This is a genomic window from Micromonospora sp. CNZ322, assembly GCF_007827755.1.
Map to the genome: position 1 here is coordinate 135,869 of NZ_VITD01000008.1, position 17,715 is coordinate 153,583.

19 protein-coding genes are annotated in these 17,715 nt (G+C 71.8%); 7 read left to right on the forward strand and 12 right to left on the reverse strand.

All coding sequences use genetic code 11. The annotated features are described in order from the left end of the window. The first annotated feature begins 118 nt into the window (after nt 1-118). Complete coding sequence (locus tag FB453_RS20120) at nt 119-1,564, forward strand: alpha amylase C-terminal domain-containing protein (RefSeq protein ID WP_145792345.1); 1,446 nt, start codon at nt 119-121, stop codon at nt 1,562-1,564. Between the two features lie 75 nt (nt 1,565-1,639). Beyond that, nucleotides 1,640-2,551, forward strand: a complete 912-nt coding sequence (locus FB453_RS20125; RefSeq protein WP_145792347.1) for a L,D-transpeptidase — start codon at nt 1,640-1,642, stop codon at nt 2,549-2,551. A 16-nt stretch (nt 2,552-2,567) separates the two neighbouring features. On the opposite strand, the gene FB453_RS20130 is transcribed toward FB453_RS20125, so the two are convergent. Genes FB453_RS20130 through FB453_RS20145 form a run of 4 tightly spaced genes read right to left on the reverse strand, consistent with a single transcriptional unit; the run spans nt 2,568 to nt 6,056 of the window. After that, nucleotides 2,568-3,200, reverse strand: coding sequence for a response regulator transcription factor (locus FB453_RS20130; protein WP_181518438.1), 633 nt, complete (start codon nt 3,198-3,200; stop codon nt 2,568-2,570). Further along, a complete protein-coding gene (locus FB453_RS20135; RefSeq protein WP_145792349.1) occupies nt 3,197-4,327 on the reverse strand; it encodes a histidine kinase in 1,131 nt (376 codons plus the stop codon). The genes FB453_RS20130 and FB453_RS20135 overlap by 4 nt, the downstream gene beginning before the upstream one ends. 27 nt (nt 4,328-4,354) lie before the next feature. After that, on the reverse strand, nt 4,355-5,155 hold the full coding sequence (locus FB453_RS20140) for an ABC transporter permease (RefSeq protein WP_145792352.1): 801 nt from the start codon (nt 5,153-5,155) through the stop codon (nt 4,355-4,357). Between the two features lies 1 nt (nt 5,156). Further along, on the reverse strand, nt 5,157-6,056 hold the full coding sequence (locus FB453_RS20145) for an ABC transporter ATP-binding protein (protein ID WP_091409175.1): 900 nt from the start codon (nt 6,054-6,056) through the stop codon (nt 5,157-5,159). Nucleotides 6,057-6,195: 139 nt separating this feature from the next. On the opposite strand from FB453_RS20145, the gene FB453_RS20150 reads away from it, so the two are divergent. Then, complete coding sequence (locus FB453_RS20150; protein ID WP_112724930.1) at nt 6,196-7,050, forward strand: alpha/beta hydrolase; 855 nt, start codon at nt 6,196-6,198, stop codon at nt 7,048-7,050. Between the two features lie 241 nt (nt 7,051-7,291). Next, nucleotides 7,292-8,431, forward strand: a complete 1,140-nt coding sequence (locus FB453_RS20155; RefSeq protein WP_145792354.1) for a site-2 protease family protein — start codon at nt 7,292-7,294, stop codon at nt 8,429-8,431. A gap of 74 nt (nt 8,432-8,505) precedes the next feature. Here the strand turns inward: FB453_RS20155 and bdeA are convergent, their stop codons facing one another. The 3 genes from bdeA to FB453_RS20170 form a co-directional block, all read right to left on the reverse strand. Beyond that, complete coding sequence (gene bdeA, locus FB453_RS20160; protein ID WP_145792356.1) at nt 8,506-9,414, reverse strand: bis(hydroxyethyl) terephthalate hydrolase; 909 nt, start codon at nt 9,412-9,414, stop codon at nt 8,506-8,508. A 143-nt stretch (nt 9,415-9,557) separates the two neighbouring features. Next, entirely contained in the window at nt 9,558-10,829 is a 1,272-nt protein-coding gene (locus tag FB453_RS20165; protein ID WP_145792359.1) for an FAD-binding protein, read from the reverse strand. Next, nucleotides 10,826-11,578, reverse strand: coding sequence for a hypothetical protein (locus FB453_RS20170; protein ID WP_145792362.1), 753 nt, complete (start codon nt 11,576-11,578; stop codon nt 10,826-10,828). Before FB453_RS20170 ends, FB453_RS20165 begins: the two co-directional genes overlap by 4 nt. Before the next feature lie 120 nt (nt 11,579-11,698). Between FB453_RS20170 and FB453_RS20175 the strand changes: the two genes are divergently transcribed. After that, nucleotides 11,699-12,121, forward strand: a complete 423-nt coding sequence (locus tag FB453_RS20175; RefSeq protein ID WP_145792364.1) for a hypothetical protein — start codon at nt 11,699-11,701, stop codon at nt 12,119-12,121. 33 nt (nt 12,122-12,154) lie between these two features. Here the strand turns inward: FB453_RS20175 and FB453_RS20180 are convergent, their stop codons facing one another. Continuing rightward, nucleotides 12,155-13,084 carry an LLM class F420-dependent oxidoreductase gene (locus FB453_RS20180; protein WP_145792366.1) on the reverse strand — a complete coding sequence of 310 codons (930 nt, stop codon included), beginning with the start codon at nt 13,082-13,084 and terminating at the stop codon, nt 12,155-12,157. A 98-nt stretch (nt 13,085-13,182) separates the two neighbouring features. Here FB453_RS20180 and FB453_RS20185 point away from each other — a divergent pair, with 98 nt between their 5' ends. Both FB453_RS20185 and FB453_RS20190 read left to right on the forward strand, forming a co-directional pair. Then, entirely contained in the window at nt 13,183-13,494 is a 312-nt protein-coding gene (locus FB453_RS20185; RefSeq protein WP_145792368.1) for a metalloregulator ArsR/SmtB family transcription factor, read from the forward strand. Continuing rightward, complete coding sequence (locus tag FB453_RS20190; protein ID WP_145792371.1) at nt 13,495-14,025, forward strand: SRPBCC family protein; 531 nt, start codon at nt 13,495-13,497, stop codon at nt 14,023-14,025. Between the two features lie 47 nt (nt 14,026-14,072). On the opposite strand, the gene FB453_RS20195 is transcribed toward FB453_RS20190, so the two are convergent. From FB453_RS20195 to FB453_RS20210, 4 genes are all read right to left on the reverse strand, one after another. Further along, complete coding sequence (locus FB453_RS20195; protein WP_145792373.1) at nt 14,073-15,110, reverse strand: hypothetical protein; 1,038 nt, start codon at nt 15,108-15,110, stop codon at nt 14,073-14,075. Continuing rightward, nucleotides 15,110-15,379, reverse strand: coding sequence for a hypothetical protein (locus tag FB453_RS20200; RefSeq protein ID WP_112582546.1), 270 nt, complete (start codon nt 15,377-15,379; stop codon nt 15,110-15,112). The genes FB453_RS20195 and FB453_RS20200 overlap by 1 nt, the downstream gene beginning before the upstream one ends. Nucleotides 15,380-15,821: 442 nt before the next feature. Then, nucleotides 15,822-16,616 (reverse strand): class I SAM-dependent methyltransferase, encoded by a 795-nt coding sequence (locus tag FB453_RS20205; RefSeq protein WP_145792375.1) that lies wholly within the window; start codon nt 16,614-16,616, stop codon nt 15,822-15,824. Nucleotides 16,617-16,671: 55 nt separating this feature from the next. After that, on the reverse strand, nt 16,672-17,691 hold the full coding sequence (locus FB453_RS20210) for an aldo/keto reductase (protein ID WP_145792377.1): 1,020 nt from the start codon (nt 17,689-17,691) through the stop codon (nt 16,672-16,674). Between the last annotated feature and the right edge of the window lie 24 nt (nt 17,692-17,715).

Here is a 17,715-nt window from a genome sequence, read left to right on the forward strand (position 1 = left end):
GACAGTCGCTGCAACACGCTTGTAACCTTTCAGCAAATTTCAGCCAGGCTTGCAAGATTCCGGCAACCCGGCACTCCCCCACCCCGCACCACCACCCCCGCTCCCGTCAGGAGTCCCCATGCACCGACGTCGACGCGGCTCGGCGCTCCTCGCCCTCGGCCTGATCGCCAGCCTGCTCGTCCCCACCGCCGTGACGGCACCCCCGGCCGTCGCCGCCCCGTCCGGCGGCAAGAAGGTCATCGTCCAGCTCTTCGAATGGAACTGGCCCTCGGTGGCCAGCGAGTGCCAGAGCACCCTCGGCCCGAAGGGCTACGGCTACGTGCAGGTCTCGCCCCCGCAGGAGCACGTGCGGGGCAACCAGTGGTGGCTGGCGTACCAGCCGGTCAGCTATCGGATCGAGTCCCGCAAGGGCACCCGCGCCCAGTTCCAGTCGATGGTGAACACCTGCCACGCGGCCGGGGTCAAGGTGATCGTCGACGCGGTGATCAACCACATGTCCGGTCAGGACAACGGCGGCACCGGCTGGGCCGGCTCGTCCTACTCGCACTACGACTACCCGGGCATCTACCAGACCCAGGACTTCCACCACTGCGGGCGCAACGGCGGCGACGACATCGCCAACTACAACGACCGGTACGAGGTGCAGAACTGCGAGCTGGTCAACCTCTCGGACCTGTTGACCGAGTCGGACTACGTCCGCACGAAGATCGCCTCGTACCTCAATGACCTGCTCTCGCTCGGCGTCGACGGCTTCCGGATGGACGCCAGCAAGCACATGCCGGCCGCCGACATCGCCGCGATCAAGGGCAAGCTGTCCCGCTCCGCGTACATCGTGCAGGAGGTCATCCACGGCACCGGCGAGCCGGTCCAGCCGACCGAGTACACCGGCAACGGTGACGTGCACGAGTTCCGCTACGGCAAGGACCTGGCCCGGGTGTTCCGCTCCGAGCGGTTGGCGTACCTGCGCAACTTCGGCGAGGGCTGGGGGCACCTGCCCACCGGCCCGGCCTCGGTGTTCGTGGACAACCACGACACCCAGCGCGACTCCGGTGGGGTGCTGACCTACCGCGACCGGGGCATCTACGCGCTGGCGAACGCGTTCATGCTGGCCTGGCCGTACGGCTCCCCGACCGTCATGTCCAGCTACACCTTCAGCAACCGGGACGCCGGCCCGCCGTCGGACGGCGCCAACAAGACGCTCAACACCACCTGCTACTCCGGCTGGGAGTGCGAACACCGCTGGCCGGTGATCGCCAACATGGTCGGCTTCCGCAACGCCACCGAGGGCGCCGGCGTGGCCAACTGGTACGACAACGGCAACAACCACATCGCGTTCAGCCGCAGCGGCAAGGGCTTCATCACAGTCAATGACGAGGACGCCGCTGTGAACGGCCGCTCCTACTACACGGGGCTGCCCGCCGGTCGATACTGCGACGTCATCCACGGCACCTACGCGGGCGGCACGTGCAGCGGACCGGTGATCACGGTGGACGGTGGCGGCTGGTTCGCGGCGAACGTGCCGGCGCACGACGCCGTGGCCATCCACATCGGCGCACGAATCTGATTCGACCGGGGCCTCCGGACGGCGGGTCTCGCCGAACCGGGGGCCCCGAGGCATCCGCCACCATAGAGTGGTTTCGTGCCGTTTGACCGAAAGACTCCGTACCGTCGTCGCGGCGTCTGGGTGGCCGCCGCGATCGGCGTACCCGCGCTGCTGGTGACCGCGCTGCTGGTCGGCCAGGCCCTCACCCCGAGCTCGACGGCCCCCGACGACAGCAACGTGGTGGTAGCCGACCCCACTCCGAGCAGTGTGGAGCAGAGCCCGGAGGAGTCGATCCCCCCGGCCGCGCCCGCCCCGGACGGGTTGCCGGTGGTCGACTACGACCCCGCACCCGGAGGGTTCCCCGCCGACCCGAACACCATGGACGTCACACCGCTGAGCGACGGCGTGCACCCGACCAGACGGATCGCCGCGTACGACGCGCCCGGCGGTCGGCCGCGCGCCTTCCTCGAACCGACGATCAGCGGTGTCGAGCTGACCATGCCGATCGCCCAGCGGCGCGCAGGCTGGACGGCCGTCCTGCTGCCCTCGGCCAACCGACGGCTCGCCTGGCTGCCGCCCGGCGGGTTCGAGACGGTGCCGCTGCGCGACCAGATCGTGGTGGAACGCAAGGTCCACCGGCTCACCTGGTACCGGGCCGGCAAGGCGGTGCGCTCCTGGAAGGTCAGCCTCGGCCAGTCGGGCCAGGAGACCCCACTGGGGCGGACCTTCATCCTGGGCCGCACCCCACCGCCGGAGGAGGTCTACGGCGGGGTGGACATCTACGCCCTCGGTTCGGTGCCCGACGACCCGGAGTCGGTGCCGTCCGGGCTGCGCGGCGCGCACATCGGGGTGCACACCTGGTACCACGACGGCGAGCTGGGCGAGAAGACCACGAACGGCTGCATCCGGCTGACCCGCAGCGGTCAGCGGGAACTGCTCGCCGAGGTCCGTCCCGGCAGCAGCGTCGTCGTGGTCGACCAACTGGCCGCCCCACCGCCGACCGCCTGAGCACCGGCCGGCACTGTCAGTCGCCGAGCAGCCAGCCGTTCTGCTCGGCGACCCGGATCGCGTCGGCCCGGTTGCGGGCACCGGTCTTGCCGATCGCCGCGGAGAGGTGGTTGCGTACCGTCCCCTCGGAGAGGTGCAACGCCCTGGCCAGGTCGGCGGCGCTGCCACCGCCCCGGGCGGTCCGCAGCACCTCGGTCTCCCGCTCGGTCAGCGGGCTGACCCCGGCGGCCAGCGTCTCCGCGGCCAGCGTCGGGTCGACCACCCGCAGGCCGGCGTGCACCCGGCGAACCGCGTCGGCGAGCTGCCGGGCCGGGGTGTCCTTGACCACGAAACCGCTCGCACCGGCCTCCATCGCCCGGCGCAGGTAGCCCGGTCGGCCGAAGGTGGTCACCACCAGCACCCGGCAGGTCGGCAGCGCGGCCCGCAGAGCCGCGGTGGCGGCGATCCCGTCCAGGCCGGGCATCTCCACGTCCAGCAGGGCGACGTCCGGAAAGCTGCGTCGGGCCTCGGGCACCACCTCGTCGCCCCGGCCGACCTCGGCGACCACTGTCAGGTCCTCCTCCAGCGAGAGCAGGGCGGCCAGCGCGCCCCGGACCAGCGCCTGGTCGTCGGCGAGCAGCAACCGGATCGGCGTGGAACCGCCGCTCACCGGGACTCCCCCGGCGTGTGCACCCGCAGCAGAAAGCCGTCGCCCGCCGGCCGACGGCCGACGGTCACCACCGCGTCCAGCCGCCGCGCCCGCTCCCGCAGGCCGACCAGCCCGTGTCCGCTCGGGTCGGGTGTGGACGGGCCACGACCGTCGTCACTGATATCGACCCGATCCGGGTACACCCGGATCACGCAGCACCGCGCCCCGCTGTGCCGGACCACGTTGGTCACCCCTTCCCGTACCGCCCAGCCGAACAATCGGTCCCACTCCTCCGGCAGCTCCGGCACCTCGGCCGACACGTCCGCCGCGATACCCGCCGCGGCCAGCGCGGAGCGGGCGCCGGCCAGCTCGGCGACCAGGCTGACCTCGCGGTACGCCCCGACCGTCTGTCGTACGTCGGCCAGCGCGGCCCGGGCCAGCGCCTCCACCTCGGCGATCTCGGTGGCGGCCCGCTCCCGGTCGACCTCGATCAGACGCCCGGCCAACTCGGCCTTGATCGCCACCACGGTCAGCGAGTGCCCGAGGATGTCATGCAGGTCGCGGGCGGCGCGGGACCGTTCCTCGGCGACCGCGAGCCGACCGATCTCCTGTTGGGCGGCGCGGAGTTCGCTGTTGCGCTGGGCCAACTGGGACACCCCGAACATGGCGAACGAGGCGAGCAGCACCGCGAAGACGATGCCGCTCTCCGCCTCCCACCCCGGCACCAGCCAGGAAGCCAGCACGGGGGTAACCGCGCAGAGCACCACGGCGGCCAGTGCCTCCCACAGCGGCAGCAGAAACACCGCCGCCGCGGCCACGTAGACCAGGGTGGCCAGCCAGTCCCCTTCGGTGCCCGGAAGGCTGGCCAGGCCCACCGCGAGCAGCAGCGCCAGCCCGGCCCGCGCCCGGCCCACCGGGATCGGCAGCAGGGACTGGCGCAGCTTGCGGGCCCACTGGAACAGCAGCACGTAACCGATACCGAAGACGACCAGGGCCACCACGCCGAGGACCCGCCGCCACGGCTCCGGCTGGTGCAGCGCGGTGGCGAGCGGCACGTTGAGGAAGAACAGCCAGACGGCGGCCAGCAGCCAGCCGGTGACCCGCCAGTGGCGGCTCACCGGCCAGGGCTGCCCGGTCGAGAGGTCCATCGGGTTCACGCTAGCGGTCGCGGCCGGTCAGACCCGCGCGGTGTCCCGGCGGAACAGCCGGGCCGCGCCGACGCCGAAGAGCAGCGCCCAGACGACGAGGTTCGCCACCGCCGCCAGGCTCACCCCGTCGCCGGTCAGTGGGGCGCGGGCCAGCACGCCCATGCCGTACACCGGGGTGAACTTCGCGACCTGCTGGAGCACGTCCGGCAGCACCTCCACCGGAACGAACAGCCCGCCGAACATGGCCAGCACCGCCAGGACGGGGCCGATGATCTGCATGACGTTCTCGGCCGGCGCCAGGTAGCCGATGAAGAGACCGAACGCGGCGAAGACCAGCGAGCCGACCCAGGCGGCGATCCCGGACAGCAGCCAGACGTACGCCGGGACGCGGACGCCGGCCACGGCACCCACAAGGAACTCGATGACGACCGCGAGCAGGCCGAGGCTCATCGCGGTGATCAGCTTGGTCGCCACGTACGCCGCCGGGCGCAGCGGGGTGAGCCGCAGTTGCCGGCTCCAGCCCAACGCCCGCTCGGTGGCCACCGCGCCACCGACGCTGGTGGTCGCCACCATGGCCGCGTAGACGGCCAGGCTGATCATGATGTACGCCGTCACCGGCCGACCGTTGTCCAGTGACTGCCCGCCCTGCGGCAGCCCGAAGATGAGGAAGAAGACGCCCGGCATGATCAGCGTGAAGGCGAGGGTGCGACGGTTGCGCAGCACCCGGCGCAGCTCGATGCCCAGGGCGCCGGGAGCGAACCCGCCCAGCGCGGGCAGCCGACGGTCCGGCTCGGTGACAGCGGCGCGGGTGGGGGTGGAGGTGGTCATCTCAGGCTCCGGTCTGCGCTGTGGTCAGGGCGAGGAAGGCATCCTCAAGGTTGCGGGAGGTGATCTCGACGTCCCGGGCGGCGGTCCGGGTCAGCAGGTGCCGGGCGATGGCGTCCGAGTCGCCGGTCCGCACCAGCACGCTGTCGCCGCGCACCTCCACGGCGTCCACGCCGGGCAGCGCGGCGAGCGCCGCCTGGTCGGCGCCGGGCAGGGTGGCCCGCACGGTACGGCCGGCGGCCAGGTTCTTGATCTCCGCGGTGGTGCCGTCGGCGACGATGCGCCCCTGCCGGACCAGCACGATCCGGTCGGCGTACGCGTCCGCCTCGTCGAGGTAGTGGGTGGCGAAGATGACGGTTCGTCCGCGCCGGGCGTCTCGGCGCAGGGCCTGCCAGAAGTCCCGCCGACCCTCGACGTCCATGCCGGTGGTCGGCTCGTCGAGCACCATCAGGTCCGGGTCGGGCAGCAGGGCCAGCGCGAAGCGCAGTCGTTGCTGCTGACCGCCCGAGCAGCGCCCGACCACCCGATCGGCGATGTCGGTGATACCGGCCCGCTCCAGCACCTCCGCCGCCGGGCGGGTGTGCCGGTAGAAGTGGGCGGTCATCCGTACCGTCTCGCCGACGGTGAGGTCCTTGAGCAGCCCGCCGGTCTGGAGTACGGCGGCGACCCGACCTCGGGCCACCGCGTCGTCCGGGGTGCCGCCGAGGACGCGGACGGTGCCCCTGTCCGGGCGGGACAACCCGAGCAGCATGTCGATTGTGGTGGTCTTGCCCGCGCCGTTCGGGCCGAGGAACGCCACCACCTCGCCGGGCTGCACCCGTAGGCTCAACCCGTCGACAGCGGTGACCGCGCCGAAGCTCTTGGTGAGGCCGTCCAACTCGACAGCCGGATGCGTACTGGTCATGCCACTGATGCTCCGGCGGGGCGTACCCCTTTGCCCGGAGCGGTCGTCACGCTCCGACCGTGACATTTGTCAGGCAGCCGGATTCCGGACGGACACAGCGGGTAACCGCCGGGCCGAGCCGCGACACCGGGAGGACGCGATGGGTGCCACGCCGCAGGGTCAGGTCGACACGGTTGTGCTGATCCACGGGCTCTGGATGACGCCGCGCAGCTGGGAGGGGTGGGCCCAGCGGTACACCGAGCGCGGCATGCACGTCATCGCCCCCGCCTGGCCCGGCATGGACCGCTCCGTGGAGGAGCTGCGCGACGACCCCGGCCCGATCGCCGAGCAGAGCATCGCCACGATCGTGGCGCACTACGACCGGATCATCCGGGGGCTGCCCCGACCGCCGATCATCATGGGGCACTCGTTCGGCGGCCTGATCACCCAGGTCCTCGTCGACCGGGGCCTCGGCGCCGCGGCGGTCGGAGTGCACTCCGCGCAGGTGAAGGGCGTGCTCAAGGTGCCGCTGAGTCAGCTGCGCTCGGGCTTCCCGATCCTGCGCAGCCCCGCCAACCGCAGCAAGGCCGTCCCGTTCACCCCGGACGACTTCGCCTACACCTTCGGCAACGCGATGAGCCGCGAGGACTCCGACCGGGCCTGGCGGCGCTACGCCGTCCCCGGCGCCGGGCGGGTCTACTTCGAGGGCGCGTTCGCCAACCTCGACCCGCGCTCGCCGGCCCGGGTCGATTTCGGGCGCAACGACCGGGCGCCGCTGCTGCTGATGGCCGGCGAGGTCGACCACGTGGTGCCGGCGTCAGTGGTCCGCGCCAACGCGGGGCTCTACCAGAAGTCCCGGGCCCTCACCGCGTACGAGCAGTTCGCCGGCCGATCCCACTTCACCGTCGGCCAGGACGGCTGGGAGCAGATCGCCGACTATGCGCTGGACTGGGCGCTGCGTGCGGCGGCCCTGCCCCGGGAGGCGACCATCGCCAGCGAAGCCCCCCGCCGCTGACCTGGGCTCGGTTTGGAGGTCGGCCGGCCCGTGGCCGGGGCCACCCACCACCTCAGCCGGCCACCTCACGACCACCTCGACTCCCCGGGTGCGGGGCCGAGCGGCCAGGTCGATCGAAGGCGATATACCGCAGAGGTATTTTTATGACTCAGAGGTATACCGCTCACCGGGACATCCGACGGCACGGACCCAGCTTGGCTCAGGTGGGCATGCCCACCCTCTGGCGGGGTATCTCGGTGGGATGAGGGCCAGTTTCCGGCTTGGCCGGGTCGCGGGAGTGCCGGTCGGCGTCAACTGGAGCGTGCTGGTCATCTTCGCGTTGATCGCGTGGGGGTTGGCCGCGAACCAGTTCCCCCGTTCGTACCCCGACCGCTCGCCAGTGGCGTACCTGATCGCCGGGCTGGCCGCGGCGGTGGTTTTCTTCGTCGGCCTGCTCGCCCACGAGGTGTCGCACGCGGTGGTGGCCAAGCGCAACGGGCTGGAGGTCGACGGCATCACGCTGTGGCTGTTCGGCGGTGTGGCCGAGTTGCGGGGCGAGCCGCGTGACCCGGGCGCGGAGTTGCGGATCGCGGGCGTCGGCCCGCTGGTCAGCCTGCTGATCGGGGCCTTCTTCGGTGCCATCGCGGCGCTGCTCGCACTGACCGGCCAGGGTGGGCTGCTGTTCGGGGCGGTAGCCTGGCTGGCGGGAATCAACGTGCTGCTGGCCGTCTTCAACGTGCTGCCGGCCGCGCCCCTGGACGGTGGTCGGTTGCTTCGTGCCGCGGTCTGGAAGGCCACCGGTGACCGGACCCGAGCGTCAGTGGTCGCTGCCCGGGCCGGCTGGGTGCTGGGTGTGCTGCTGATCGGACTGGGGTTGTGGCAGTTCCTGTCCGGGGTCGGTTTCGGTGGGCTCTGGTTGGCGCTGATCGGCTGGTTCCTGATCGGGGCGGCCGGAATGGAGGAGCGGCAGGCCCGCACCGGCAACGCGCTGCGCGGGATTCGGGTGGGCGATGTGATGACCCCGCAGCCGCAGACCGCCTCGGCGCAGATGACGGTCGCGGACTTCGTCGACCACTACCTGTTCGCGTACCGGCATTCGGCGCTGCCGCTGACCGAGGACGGCCGACCGACCGGCCTGGTCACCGTCGACCGGGTGCGGGGCGTGCCGCCGGAGCGGCGGGCGTCGACCACGCTGGCCGAGGTGGCCTGTCGAGCCGACGAACTGGTGCTGGCCCAGCCCGGTGAACAGCTCAACGACCTGCTCCCCCGGCTCTCCGAGTGCGCCGACGGCCGCGCCCTGGTGGTGACCGAAGACGGCCGTCTAACCGGCATAGTCTCCCCCAGCGACATCAGCCGCGCCGTCCAACGCAGCACCCTCCGCACCCCCACCCCATCCCGTTGATCATGAAGTTATTGCGCCGACACGCCGCGCCGGGTGGCAATAACTTCATGATCAACCGAGGCGGGGGCGGGGGGTCAGGAGTGGGGGCAGGTGTTGCGGTACTCCTGGATGGTTGCTGAGGCTGGGGGTGCGGGGCAGAGGAACTGGTCGTAGCGGGTGTCGTCGTCCACGAAGCGCTTCAGCCAGGAGATGCTGTACTTGGCGACCGTCACGTTCGTCGAGGTGGGCGCGGAGTGGCTGGCGTTGTTGAGTTCCAGGTACGCCTTGTCCAGCGTGGACGGCAGGCTGGTGTAGAAGGGCTCCGAGTGCGACGAGACCGGCGCCACCGAGTCGTTCTCCGCGCCGACCACCAGCGTCGGCACCCGTACGCCGGACCAGTTCTTGACGGTGTGCCAGCCGGTCAGCGGGATCGCGGCCTGCAACTGCGGTCGTGAGTTCGCCGCCGAGAGGCTGCCACCGCCGCCCATCGAGTGCCCCATCACGGCGAGCCGGTTGCGGTCGATCCGGGTACGAACGCCGCTGGCGTTGGTGAGGTAGTCCAGGGCTGCGAGCAGTTGCGTGCCCCGGCTGGCCGGCTGGTCGTAGCGGGACAACGTGTCGATCGTGATCGTCACGAAGCCCTGCGAGGCGAGGCGCGGCCCCAGCCAGGCCACGCTGGACTGGGTGGCGGTGTAGCCGGGTGAGATCGCCACCGCCCCGAAGGTGCCCTCGGCGGTGCTGGTCGGGTAGTAGATCGTTCCGCCCCGGAAACCACTGACGCTGGAGGCGGCGACGGTGCTCTGGGCGATGGCGAACGCGCCCCGGCTGGCCTCGATGCTGGCCACCGTGGGGGCCGGGCCGCGCTCGTACGGGCTGGCGGCGGCGTGGGCGGCCGGCGCTGCGCCCAGTCCGGCGCCGAGCACGGCCAGGGCGAGCGCCCAGCGCAGACCGCGGCGGGGGCGAGGGGCGACTGGTTCGGGGGTGATGGCGGGTACGGGCTGCATGTCTCGCTCCGAGGGGTGGAGCCGACGGTCCCGGGACGGGGACCGGACGATGAGACTCATCGACAGACATCAGTGTCTGTCCGGTGTCTTCCACCCCACCAATCCCAGCCGCCCCATGCCACAGCGCTATGGCACGCGCTCGGTCACCGGGGGAAGTAGCGGTCCAGGGCGTCGGTGCGGAACGTGCCCTTCGGGTCCAGGTCGGCCAGGAGGGCGGCGAAGTCGGCGTACCTCGGGTAGCGGGCGGACAGCTCGGTCGGATCGGTGACGAAGACCTTGCCCCAGTGTGGGCGGGGCGCGAAGGGCGCCAGCCGCTCCTCCACGGCGGCCACCACGGGCAGCACCGCCGCGGTGTCGTCGACCCAGGTGAAGTGCAGCACGAAGCTGTCCCGCCGGTAGTTCGGGCTGAGCCACAGCTCGTCGGCCGCCACCGTCCGCAACTCGGACACCAGCAGCACCGGGGCGATCAGATCCGCCAGGTCGTCCAGCGCGGCGAGCGCGTCCGCCGCCGCCGTCCGCGCCACGTGGTACTCGGACTGCAGTTCGTCGCCGCTGCTCGGGGTGAAGCCGAGCTTGAAGTGCGGCAGCCGCTCGTGCCACGGGCCCGGCTCGCCGAGCTGCGGCGTGCAGTTCTCCGCCGGCATCCCGAGCACCGGGTGCCGGGGCTGGTCGGCGGCGGTGGTGCCCAGCCAGTCCGCCGGGGGTGGCGACTGGTCGGCCACCTGCTTGCGCCACACCTCGCGCAGCCGGGGCTCACGGAAGTCGGTGAAGACACTCACGCTGTACGCCGAGCCGAGCGCCTCGTCCAACGCCGTCCGGTCCAGGTCGAGGCGTACGTACTGGCGCAGCGCGAAGGTCGGCACGACGTCCACTGTGACGCGGGTGACCAGGCCGAGCGCGCCGAGCCCGACCACCATGCCGGCGAACGTGTCGGTGTCACGGTCGACCCGGAGCAGATCGCCGTCGGCGGTGACCAGCTCCAGGCCGGCGACCGCGCTGGCCAGGTTGCCGTGGGTCTGGCCGGAGCCGTGGGTGGCGGTGGCCACCGCGCCGGCCACCGAGATGTGCGGCAACGAGGCGAGGTTCGCCAGCGCGTACCCCTGGGTGTGCAGCTGTCGGGCGACGTCGCCGTAGCGGAGCGCGCCGCTCACTGTGACCTGCCCCCGCTCGTGGTCCACCTCGACGACAGGGGGCAGCCCGGCGAGGCTGACCAGGTCACCATCGGTGTCGCCGATACGGTTGAAGGAGTGGCCGCTGCCCACCGCGCGGATCCGGCTGCTGCCGGCAACGAGCCGGCGCAGTTCGTCGACGGAGGTGGGGCGGTGGAACGCCTTCGCGGCGTACCGCACGTTGCCGGCCCAGTTGCGGCGCGGAACGTCAGTGGTCGACGCGGCGTGCGATCCCTGCGCGGTCATGTGGCGGTCTCCCGATCGGTGCTCTGGTGGTCGGCCAACGCGGTGACGAGGGCGTCCAGAACCGTATCCGTCTGGAACGTGCTGTAACCACGTTGGGCGATCGGCAGACCGGCAGTGGTGGCGCGTTCGATCTCCCCCCGGGCCGCCTGCCGGGCCGACGCGTCTCCCGACATCAGCGCGTCCTGGCCGCGTCGGATCAACCGGTCGACCCGGTCCATCTGGTAGCCACGCAAACCGACCGGGAGCTCCGGGGCCTTGAAGGCGGCGCGACGCAGCGCGAGCAGGTCGACGAAACGGCTGCCGGCGCATTGGGTGAGCGCGGCGGACACCTGCTCGGGCTGCTCGCGGACCTGGTCGAGGACGAGCAACTCGACGGCCGGGCGACCGTCGAGCGGATGGCGGGCGGTCAGCGGCTCAATCGTCACACCCGACACGGGCACCAACAGCAGTCGCGGTGGCTCCGGATGGCCGTCGCGCCGGGGCGGCTCGTCGAGGACCAGCGTGTCCACCTCGGCCCACCCGATCTCCCGACGCAGGCCGGGTCGCCGGATGCTGAGCCCTTCCGCATGGATCCCGAATCGGAACGGCCGCATCGCGCTGACCAGCGCCACCGCGCCGAGCGCGATCGCCCCCACCGCGATGATCGTCCGTAGCAGGGCACCGTCGGTGGGATAGACCAACAGGAGCACTCCACCGAGTACGCAGACCAGGGCGAGCGCACGGGCCCCCCGATTCCGGCGCAGTTCCACGCTCGGACCCCCGTTTCATGACCGTGGCGTCGGTTCCGACATCTTCCGCCAGACCGGGCACCAGGGACACCGGTCGATCGGGCACGGTTGTTCTCGTCGTCGTCGGGGAACCCTACGCCCATGAGCAGCTACCGCGATCCGGCCGCACGAGGTGACGTCTTCCCCTCCGAGGAGGAGCTGGACCCCATTGGCACCGAGGTCGAGCAGGCCAGCGCGCCGCCGGCCGGCGGGTTTCCGAGCCACCCGTCGCCCACTCCCGGTCCTCGGCCCACACCGGCGCCCGCGCCCGCGCCGACGCCGGTGCCGGCGCCCGGCCCGCCGCCGCGCGCCAGTGGCGCCCAGTCGATCGTGACCCGTCACCTGGACGGCTCGGTGGAGGTGGTCACCGACCTCGATGGTGACGGCGTCGCCGACGTCGTCCAGATCGACGTGGACGGTGACGGGATCCCGGACATCACCTACGTGGACAGTGACCGCGACGGGCGGCTGGACACCGTGCTGGGCGACCCGAACGCTGTCGGGACGGGCGTCCACCGGGCCTGACCGGCGGCGTCGTCCCACGGCCACCCGGCCGACTCAGAGCTTCGCCATCACCTCGCTGGCGACCAGCTCCAGGTGCTCCAGGTCGCTGAGGTCCAGCACCTGGAGGTAGAGCCGCTCGCTGCCGATCTCGGCGTATCGGCCGATGGTGTCCAGCACCTCGGCGGGTGTCCCGGCCAGACCGTTGGCCCGCAGCTCGTCCGGTTCGCGGCCGATGGCGGCGGCCCGGCGGGCCACCTCGGCGTCGTCGTGCCCGCAGCAGAGCACCAGGGCGTTGGACCAGACCATCCCGGCCGGGTCCCGGCCGATCTCGGCGCAGGCCGCGCGGACCCGGTCGAACTGCGCCGCAGTGTCCGGCACCGAGGCGAACGGCAGGTTGAACTCGTCGGCGTAGCGGGCGGCCAGCCGAGGGGTGCGCTTCGGGCCCGTCCCACCGAGCAGGATCGGAGGACGCGGCTGCTGCACGGGCTTGGGCAGGGCGGGCGAGTCACGGACCGGGTAGTACCTGCCGTCGTGGTCGAACCGCTCCCCCGGCGGCGTGGCCCAGAGCCCGGTGATCACGGCGAGCTGCTCCTCCAGCCGGTCGAACCGCTCGGCCAGCGGCGGGAACGGGATGCCGTACGCGCTGTGCTCCTCGGCGTACCAGCCGGTGCCGATGCCCAGCTCCACCCGGCCGCCGCTCATCTGGTCGACCTGCGCCACGGTGATCGCCAGCGGGCCGGGCAGCCGGAAGGTGGCGGCGGTCATCAGCGTGCCGAGCCGGATGCGGCTGGTCTCCCGGGCCAGGCCGGCGAGCGTCGTCCACGCGTCGGTGGGGCCGGGCTCGCCGCTCACGTCACCCATCATCAGGTAGTGGTCGGACCGGAAGAACGCGCCGTAGCCGGCGTCCTCTGCGCAGCGGGCGACGGCGAGCAACTGGTCGTAGGTGGCACCCTGCTGGGGCTCGGTGAAGATCCGAAGTTCCATGATCCGAGCATAGGGAGCCGATCGGCGGTGGCGCGTCGGGACGCCGACCGTCGTCGTATGCTTTGACAGTCATATGACGGAGGAGGCATACTGGGGAGGTGTCCACCGACGCCTTCACCGTCCTCGCCGAGCCCACCCGGCGCCGGATCCTCGATCAGCTCCGCGACGCCGAACGCAGCGTCGGCGAGCTGGTCGCCGGGCTCGGGGTCAGCCAGCCAGCCGTCTCCAAACACCTGCGGGTGCTTCGCGACGCCGGCTTCGTCACCTGCCGGACGGCCGCCCGACAGCGGATCTACCGCCTCGACCCCGGCCCGCTGCGGGACGTCGACGGCTGGCTCGAGCCGTACCGGCGGCTCTGGGCCCGACACCTGGACGCCCTGGAACGGCACCTCGACAGTCAGGAGCAGTGAATGGACCGCGACGCGTTCCGCCCGAGCCCACCCGCCGACGTGCGCGCCGAGCCCACCGACGCCGGCACCACCCTCGTCTTCGTCCGCGACCTGCGGCATCCGCCAGCCGCCGTCTGGGCGGCACTGACCGACCCGGCCCAGCTCGCGCAGTGGGCGCCGTTCCTCGCCGACCGCGATCTCGGCACCGCCGGTGCCGCCGTGCTCACCCTGGTCGACGGCGAGACCACCCAGGAGGACCCGGCGACGGTACGCCGGGCCGAGCCGCCGCACCTGCTCGAATACACCTGGGGCGACGACCTGCTGCGCTGGGAGCTGAGCCCGCTGGGCAGCGGCACCCGGCTCACTCTGCGACACACCGTCGCCGACCGGGGCATGCTGCCGATGGTCGCGGCCGGCTGGCACCTCTGCCTCGACGTGGCCGACCGGTTGCTCGACGGCGACCCGGTCGGCCCCATCCGCGGCGCGGAGGCCAAGGACTTCGGCTGGCCCGAGCTGCGCGACGCGTACGCCGAACGGCTCGGTGAGGGCTGACCGGTGCGGTCCCGGCGGCCCCGGAGCCCGGAGCCGCCGGAGCCCGGTCAGACGTACGGCCGTTTGGCGTACGCCTCGCGGAGCGCGGCCAACCCGGTGGCCTTCGGCGTCAGGGTGCCCCACCCGGAGTTGAAGTAGTTGGTCCGCACGATCCGTGGCCCACCCTCGGCGTTGAGCTGGGCGATCGCCGCCGGCACTGTGGCAATCCAGGCCGCCTGGTTCGGGATCTCGGCCACCCGCACCCCCCACTCCGCGATGATCACGGGCCGGGACAGCGCCACCGGGCCGAGATCCGCCACCGCCCAGTCCTTGGTGCGCCGAAAGCGGGCCAGCGCGGTGTGGCTGGCGTTGGTGCCGTATGCGTTCCACTGGAGATAGTCGAGGCGGGACATCAGCGACTCGGGGTGGGTGCGCTGGAAGCAGGCCCGGTCGAAGCCGCCCAGCCCCACCGAGAAGGTCGTCCCGGTCGGCAGCGTCCGCGCCTTGAACCACGTCAGGATGTAGTTCATCGCCTGCACCGCCCGAGCGTCCGACTCGGCCCAGGTGTACGCCTTGCCGTCCTCGGTGGTGCCGAACTCGTGATCGGTGTCCAGTTCCGAGGCGAGCTGGATGTTCACCCCGAAACCGAGCGTCCGGTACTGCGACAGGGCGCGGGCGAACAACCCGTCACACTGCCCCTTGAGCACCTGGCCGTACCCGTACGCCTTCGGCCAGGTCGTGCCGGGGCGCTGCTGGATGGTCATCGACGGCGCCGGCACCGTGTAGTTGGTGACGTCCACGGTGAAGGTCTGCGGCCCCTGGTTCGGAGCGCCGTAGTGCTTCAGCTCCAGGACCATGTTCATCTGCACCCCGGCCTTGCCCAGGCTGACCAGCCAGGGTCGGTTGTACCCGGGGAAGATGTAGCCGTCGGCGAAGCTGCGGTACTGGGTGAGGGACCGGAAGTTGCCGCCGGCCATGTCGGCGGTCGGGTCGGCGCCGCCGGAGAGGTAGTAGCCGCCGAGCACGGGTTGGCCCAGGCTGTAGTCGGCGGTGGCCGTCGCGGTGTTCCCGGCGGCGTCGCGGACCTGGACGGTTACCCGGGCCATCACGCCACCGACCGATACACGGCCACGGAGCCGTTGTCGGATACCCGGGTCCAGGTACGTCCGGAGTTGTCGGTGACGGTCACGGTGAGCGGGTCGATGACCGCCGTGACCTTGACCGGCGCGCTGCTGTTGCCCTGCGCGTCGGTGACCACGATGGTGACGGTCAGCGGTTTGGTGTCGGCGTCTGAGTAGGTGACTGTCAGCAGCATCTGGGCACCCGGCGCGAAGACGGATGCGTTCAAGGCTGCGGTTGCGGTGGGAGCGGCCATGTCGGGCCCTTTCTGGCTCGGTCGCCAGGGCTCCGGCGCGCGGTTCAGCGACGTCGGACCCGGCGGGGTCCACAGTGCGAAAGGCCGGCGGGGCACGGGGACGGCAGGCACGGCCGGTTGGCGGCGTCGCCTGACTACCGACGGTGCTGACGTCCTTGTCCCGGTGGGCGGAGGCACCGCTGCGGGCGCCCGCAGGGGTGTCGGTGACAGCCACGGCCTGTCGTACGCGCGATCGGCACGGCGGCTGTGCCGTGACCGCCACGGCTTCGAGGCCGGGCTGGGTGAGGGCGGCACCGGTGCGGACGATGTTGTCCCCACCGGGCCGGAGGATTGGGATGTGGCCCGCCACCCGTCTACCTCCACCTGCCCCAAGGGTGCTCTACCAGGGGCTTTACCGTCTTGTCCGGTTTGCGACAACCCCCGGTGCGGCTCGGCGCGACGGTTACTCGGGCGGCGTGCCCCGTACGGCCCAGGCCCGCGCGGTGAGCCGGATCGACAGGTCCGGCTCGACCGGCAGCCGGGTGGCCAGCGACTCCCGCAGCGCGGCCCGGTCGGATTCGGCCAACGTCGCGACGTACCCCGGCGCCGACCCCTGACCGCCGAGGAACGGTGTCCAGTAGTCGGCGAAGTCGGTGAAGGTCGTCGGTACGTCGACCGGCCAGACCGACACGTCCCGCAACCCGGCCCGCTCCCACAGCGTGCGGAGCGCGTCGGGCTGGCACACAGTGGTGCGGTTCCCCTCGTTCAGCTTCGCCGAGGCCGGGTCGAGCTGTGCGGCGGCGGCCCAGAAGTGCCGCATCATCGCCATCCCCTCGGCGTAGTCCCAGACGTAGGCGGCCACCACCCCGGCCGGCCGGACCACCCGGGCGAACTCCGCCACCGCCCGCGCGGGCTCCGGCACGAAGTTGAGCGTCAATCCGCTGACCACCACGTCCGCGACACGGTCGGGCAGCGGCAGGGCCCGGGCGTCACCGACCTGGAAGGCCGCCCGGGGGTCGGTGACCCGGGTACGCGCGACAGCGACGAAACCCTCCGACGGGTCGATGCCGGTTATCTCGACGGGGTCGTTGTGGCTGAGGATCGTCGAGGTCAGCGCTCCGGTGCCGCAGCCCACGTCGAGCCAGTGCCGCCCCGGCGCAACGGCCAACCCGCGCAGGAATTCCACAGCGACCAGACGGCTCCACCGACCCACGTACGCCTCGTACGCGTCACCGTTCGCCCACACCGGCTGCACCATCCCGGAACGATACGACAGGCCAACTGGTGACAAGGCTGACACGGCACCCGAAGGCTCAGCGACGCCGCCGCGCCGGGTCGAGCAGGGCCGGCGGGGTGTCGAACTTCTCGGCTGCGGCGAGGTCGACCCCGGGTGCGACGATCGCGTCGATCGCGTCGAGCACGTCGGCCGGGAGCACGGTGTCCGCGGCAGCGAGTTGGGCGTGCAGGTGGTCGATGGTGCGGGGGCCGATGATCGCGCTCGTCACGGCCGGGTGCGCGGTGACGAACCCGAGTGCGAGCTGGATCAGGGTGAGCCCCGCCTCGTCGGCGACGGTGACCAGCTGCTCGACGGCGTGGAGCCGGGCCTGGTTGGCCGGGACGCTGAGGTCGAAGCGGGCGGGCAGGAGCGCCGAGCGGCTGGTGGTGATCTCCCGGCCGGCGCGGATCGCACCGGAGAGCCAGCCCGAGGCGAGTGGGCTCCAGGCGAGCACGCCGAGCCCGTACTGCTCGGTCACGGGCAGGACGTGGGCCTCGATCCCCCGTTGCAGGATCGAGTAGCTGGGCTGCTCCGTCACGTACCGGCCCAGGTGGTGCTCCCGCGCGGCCCACTCGGCCTGCACGATGCGGTACGCGGGGAAGGTCGAGGAGCCGAAGTAGCGGATCTTGCCCGCCCGTTGCAGGTCGGTCAGCGCCGACAGGGTCTCCTCGTCGCTGGTGGTCGGGTCCCACCGGTGGATCTGGTAGAGGTCGACGTGGTCGACGCCGAGGCGGCGCAGGCTGTTGTCCAACTCGGTGACCAGCCAGCGGCGCGAGCTGCCCCGCTGATTGCGCTCGTCGCCCATCGGCATGCCGGCCTTCGTGGCCAGCACGATGTCGTCGCGGCGGCTGGCGATGGCCTTGCCGACCAGCTGCTCCGACTCGCCCTGGCTGTACATGTCGGCGGTGTCGATCAGGTTGATCCCGGCCTCCAACGCGGCGTCGACGATCGCCGTCGCCTCGTCCTGGGTGGTGTGCCCCAGTTTGCCGAAGTTCATTGCGCCGAGCACGAGGGTGCTGACCTGGACGCCGGTGCGCCCCAGGGTGCGGTACTGCATGGCTGTTCCTCCACGGAAGGGTGA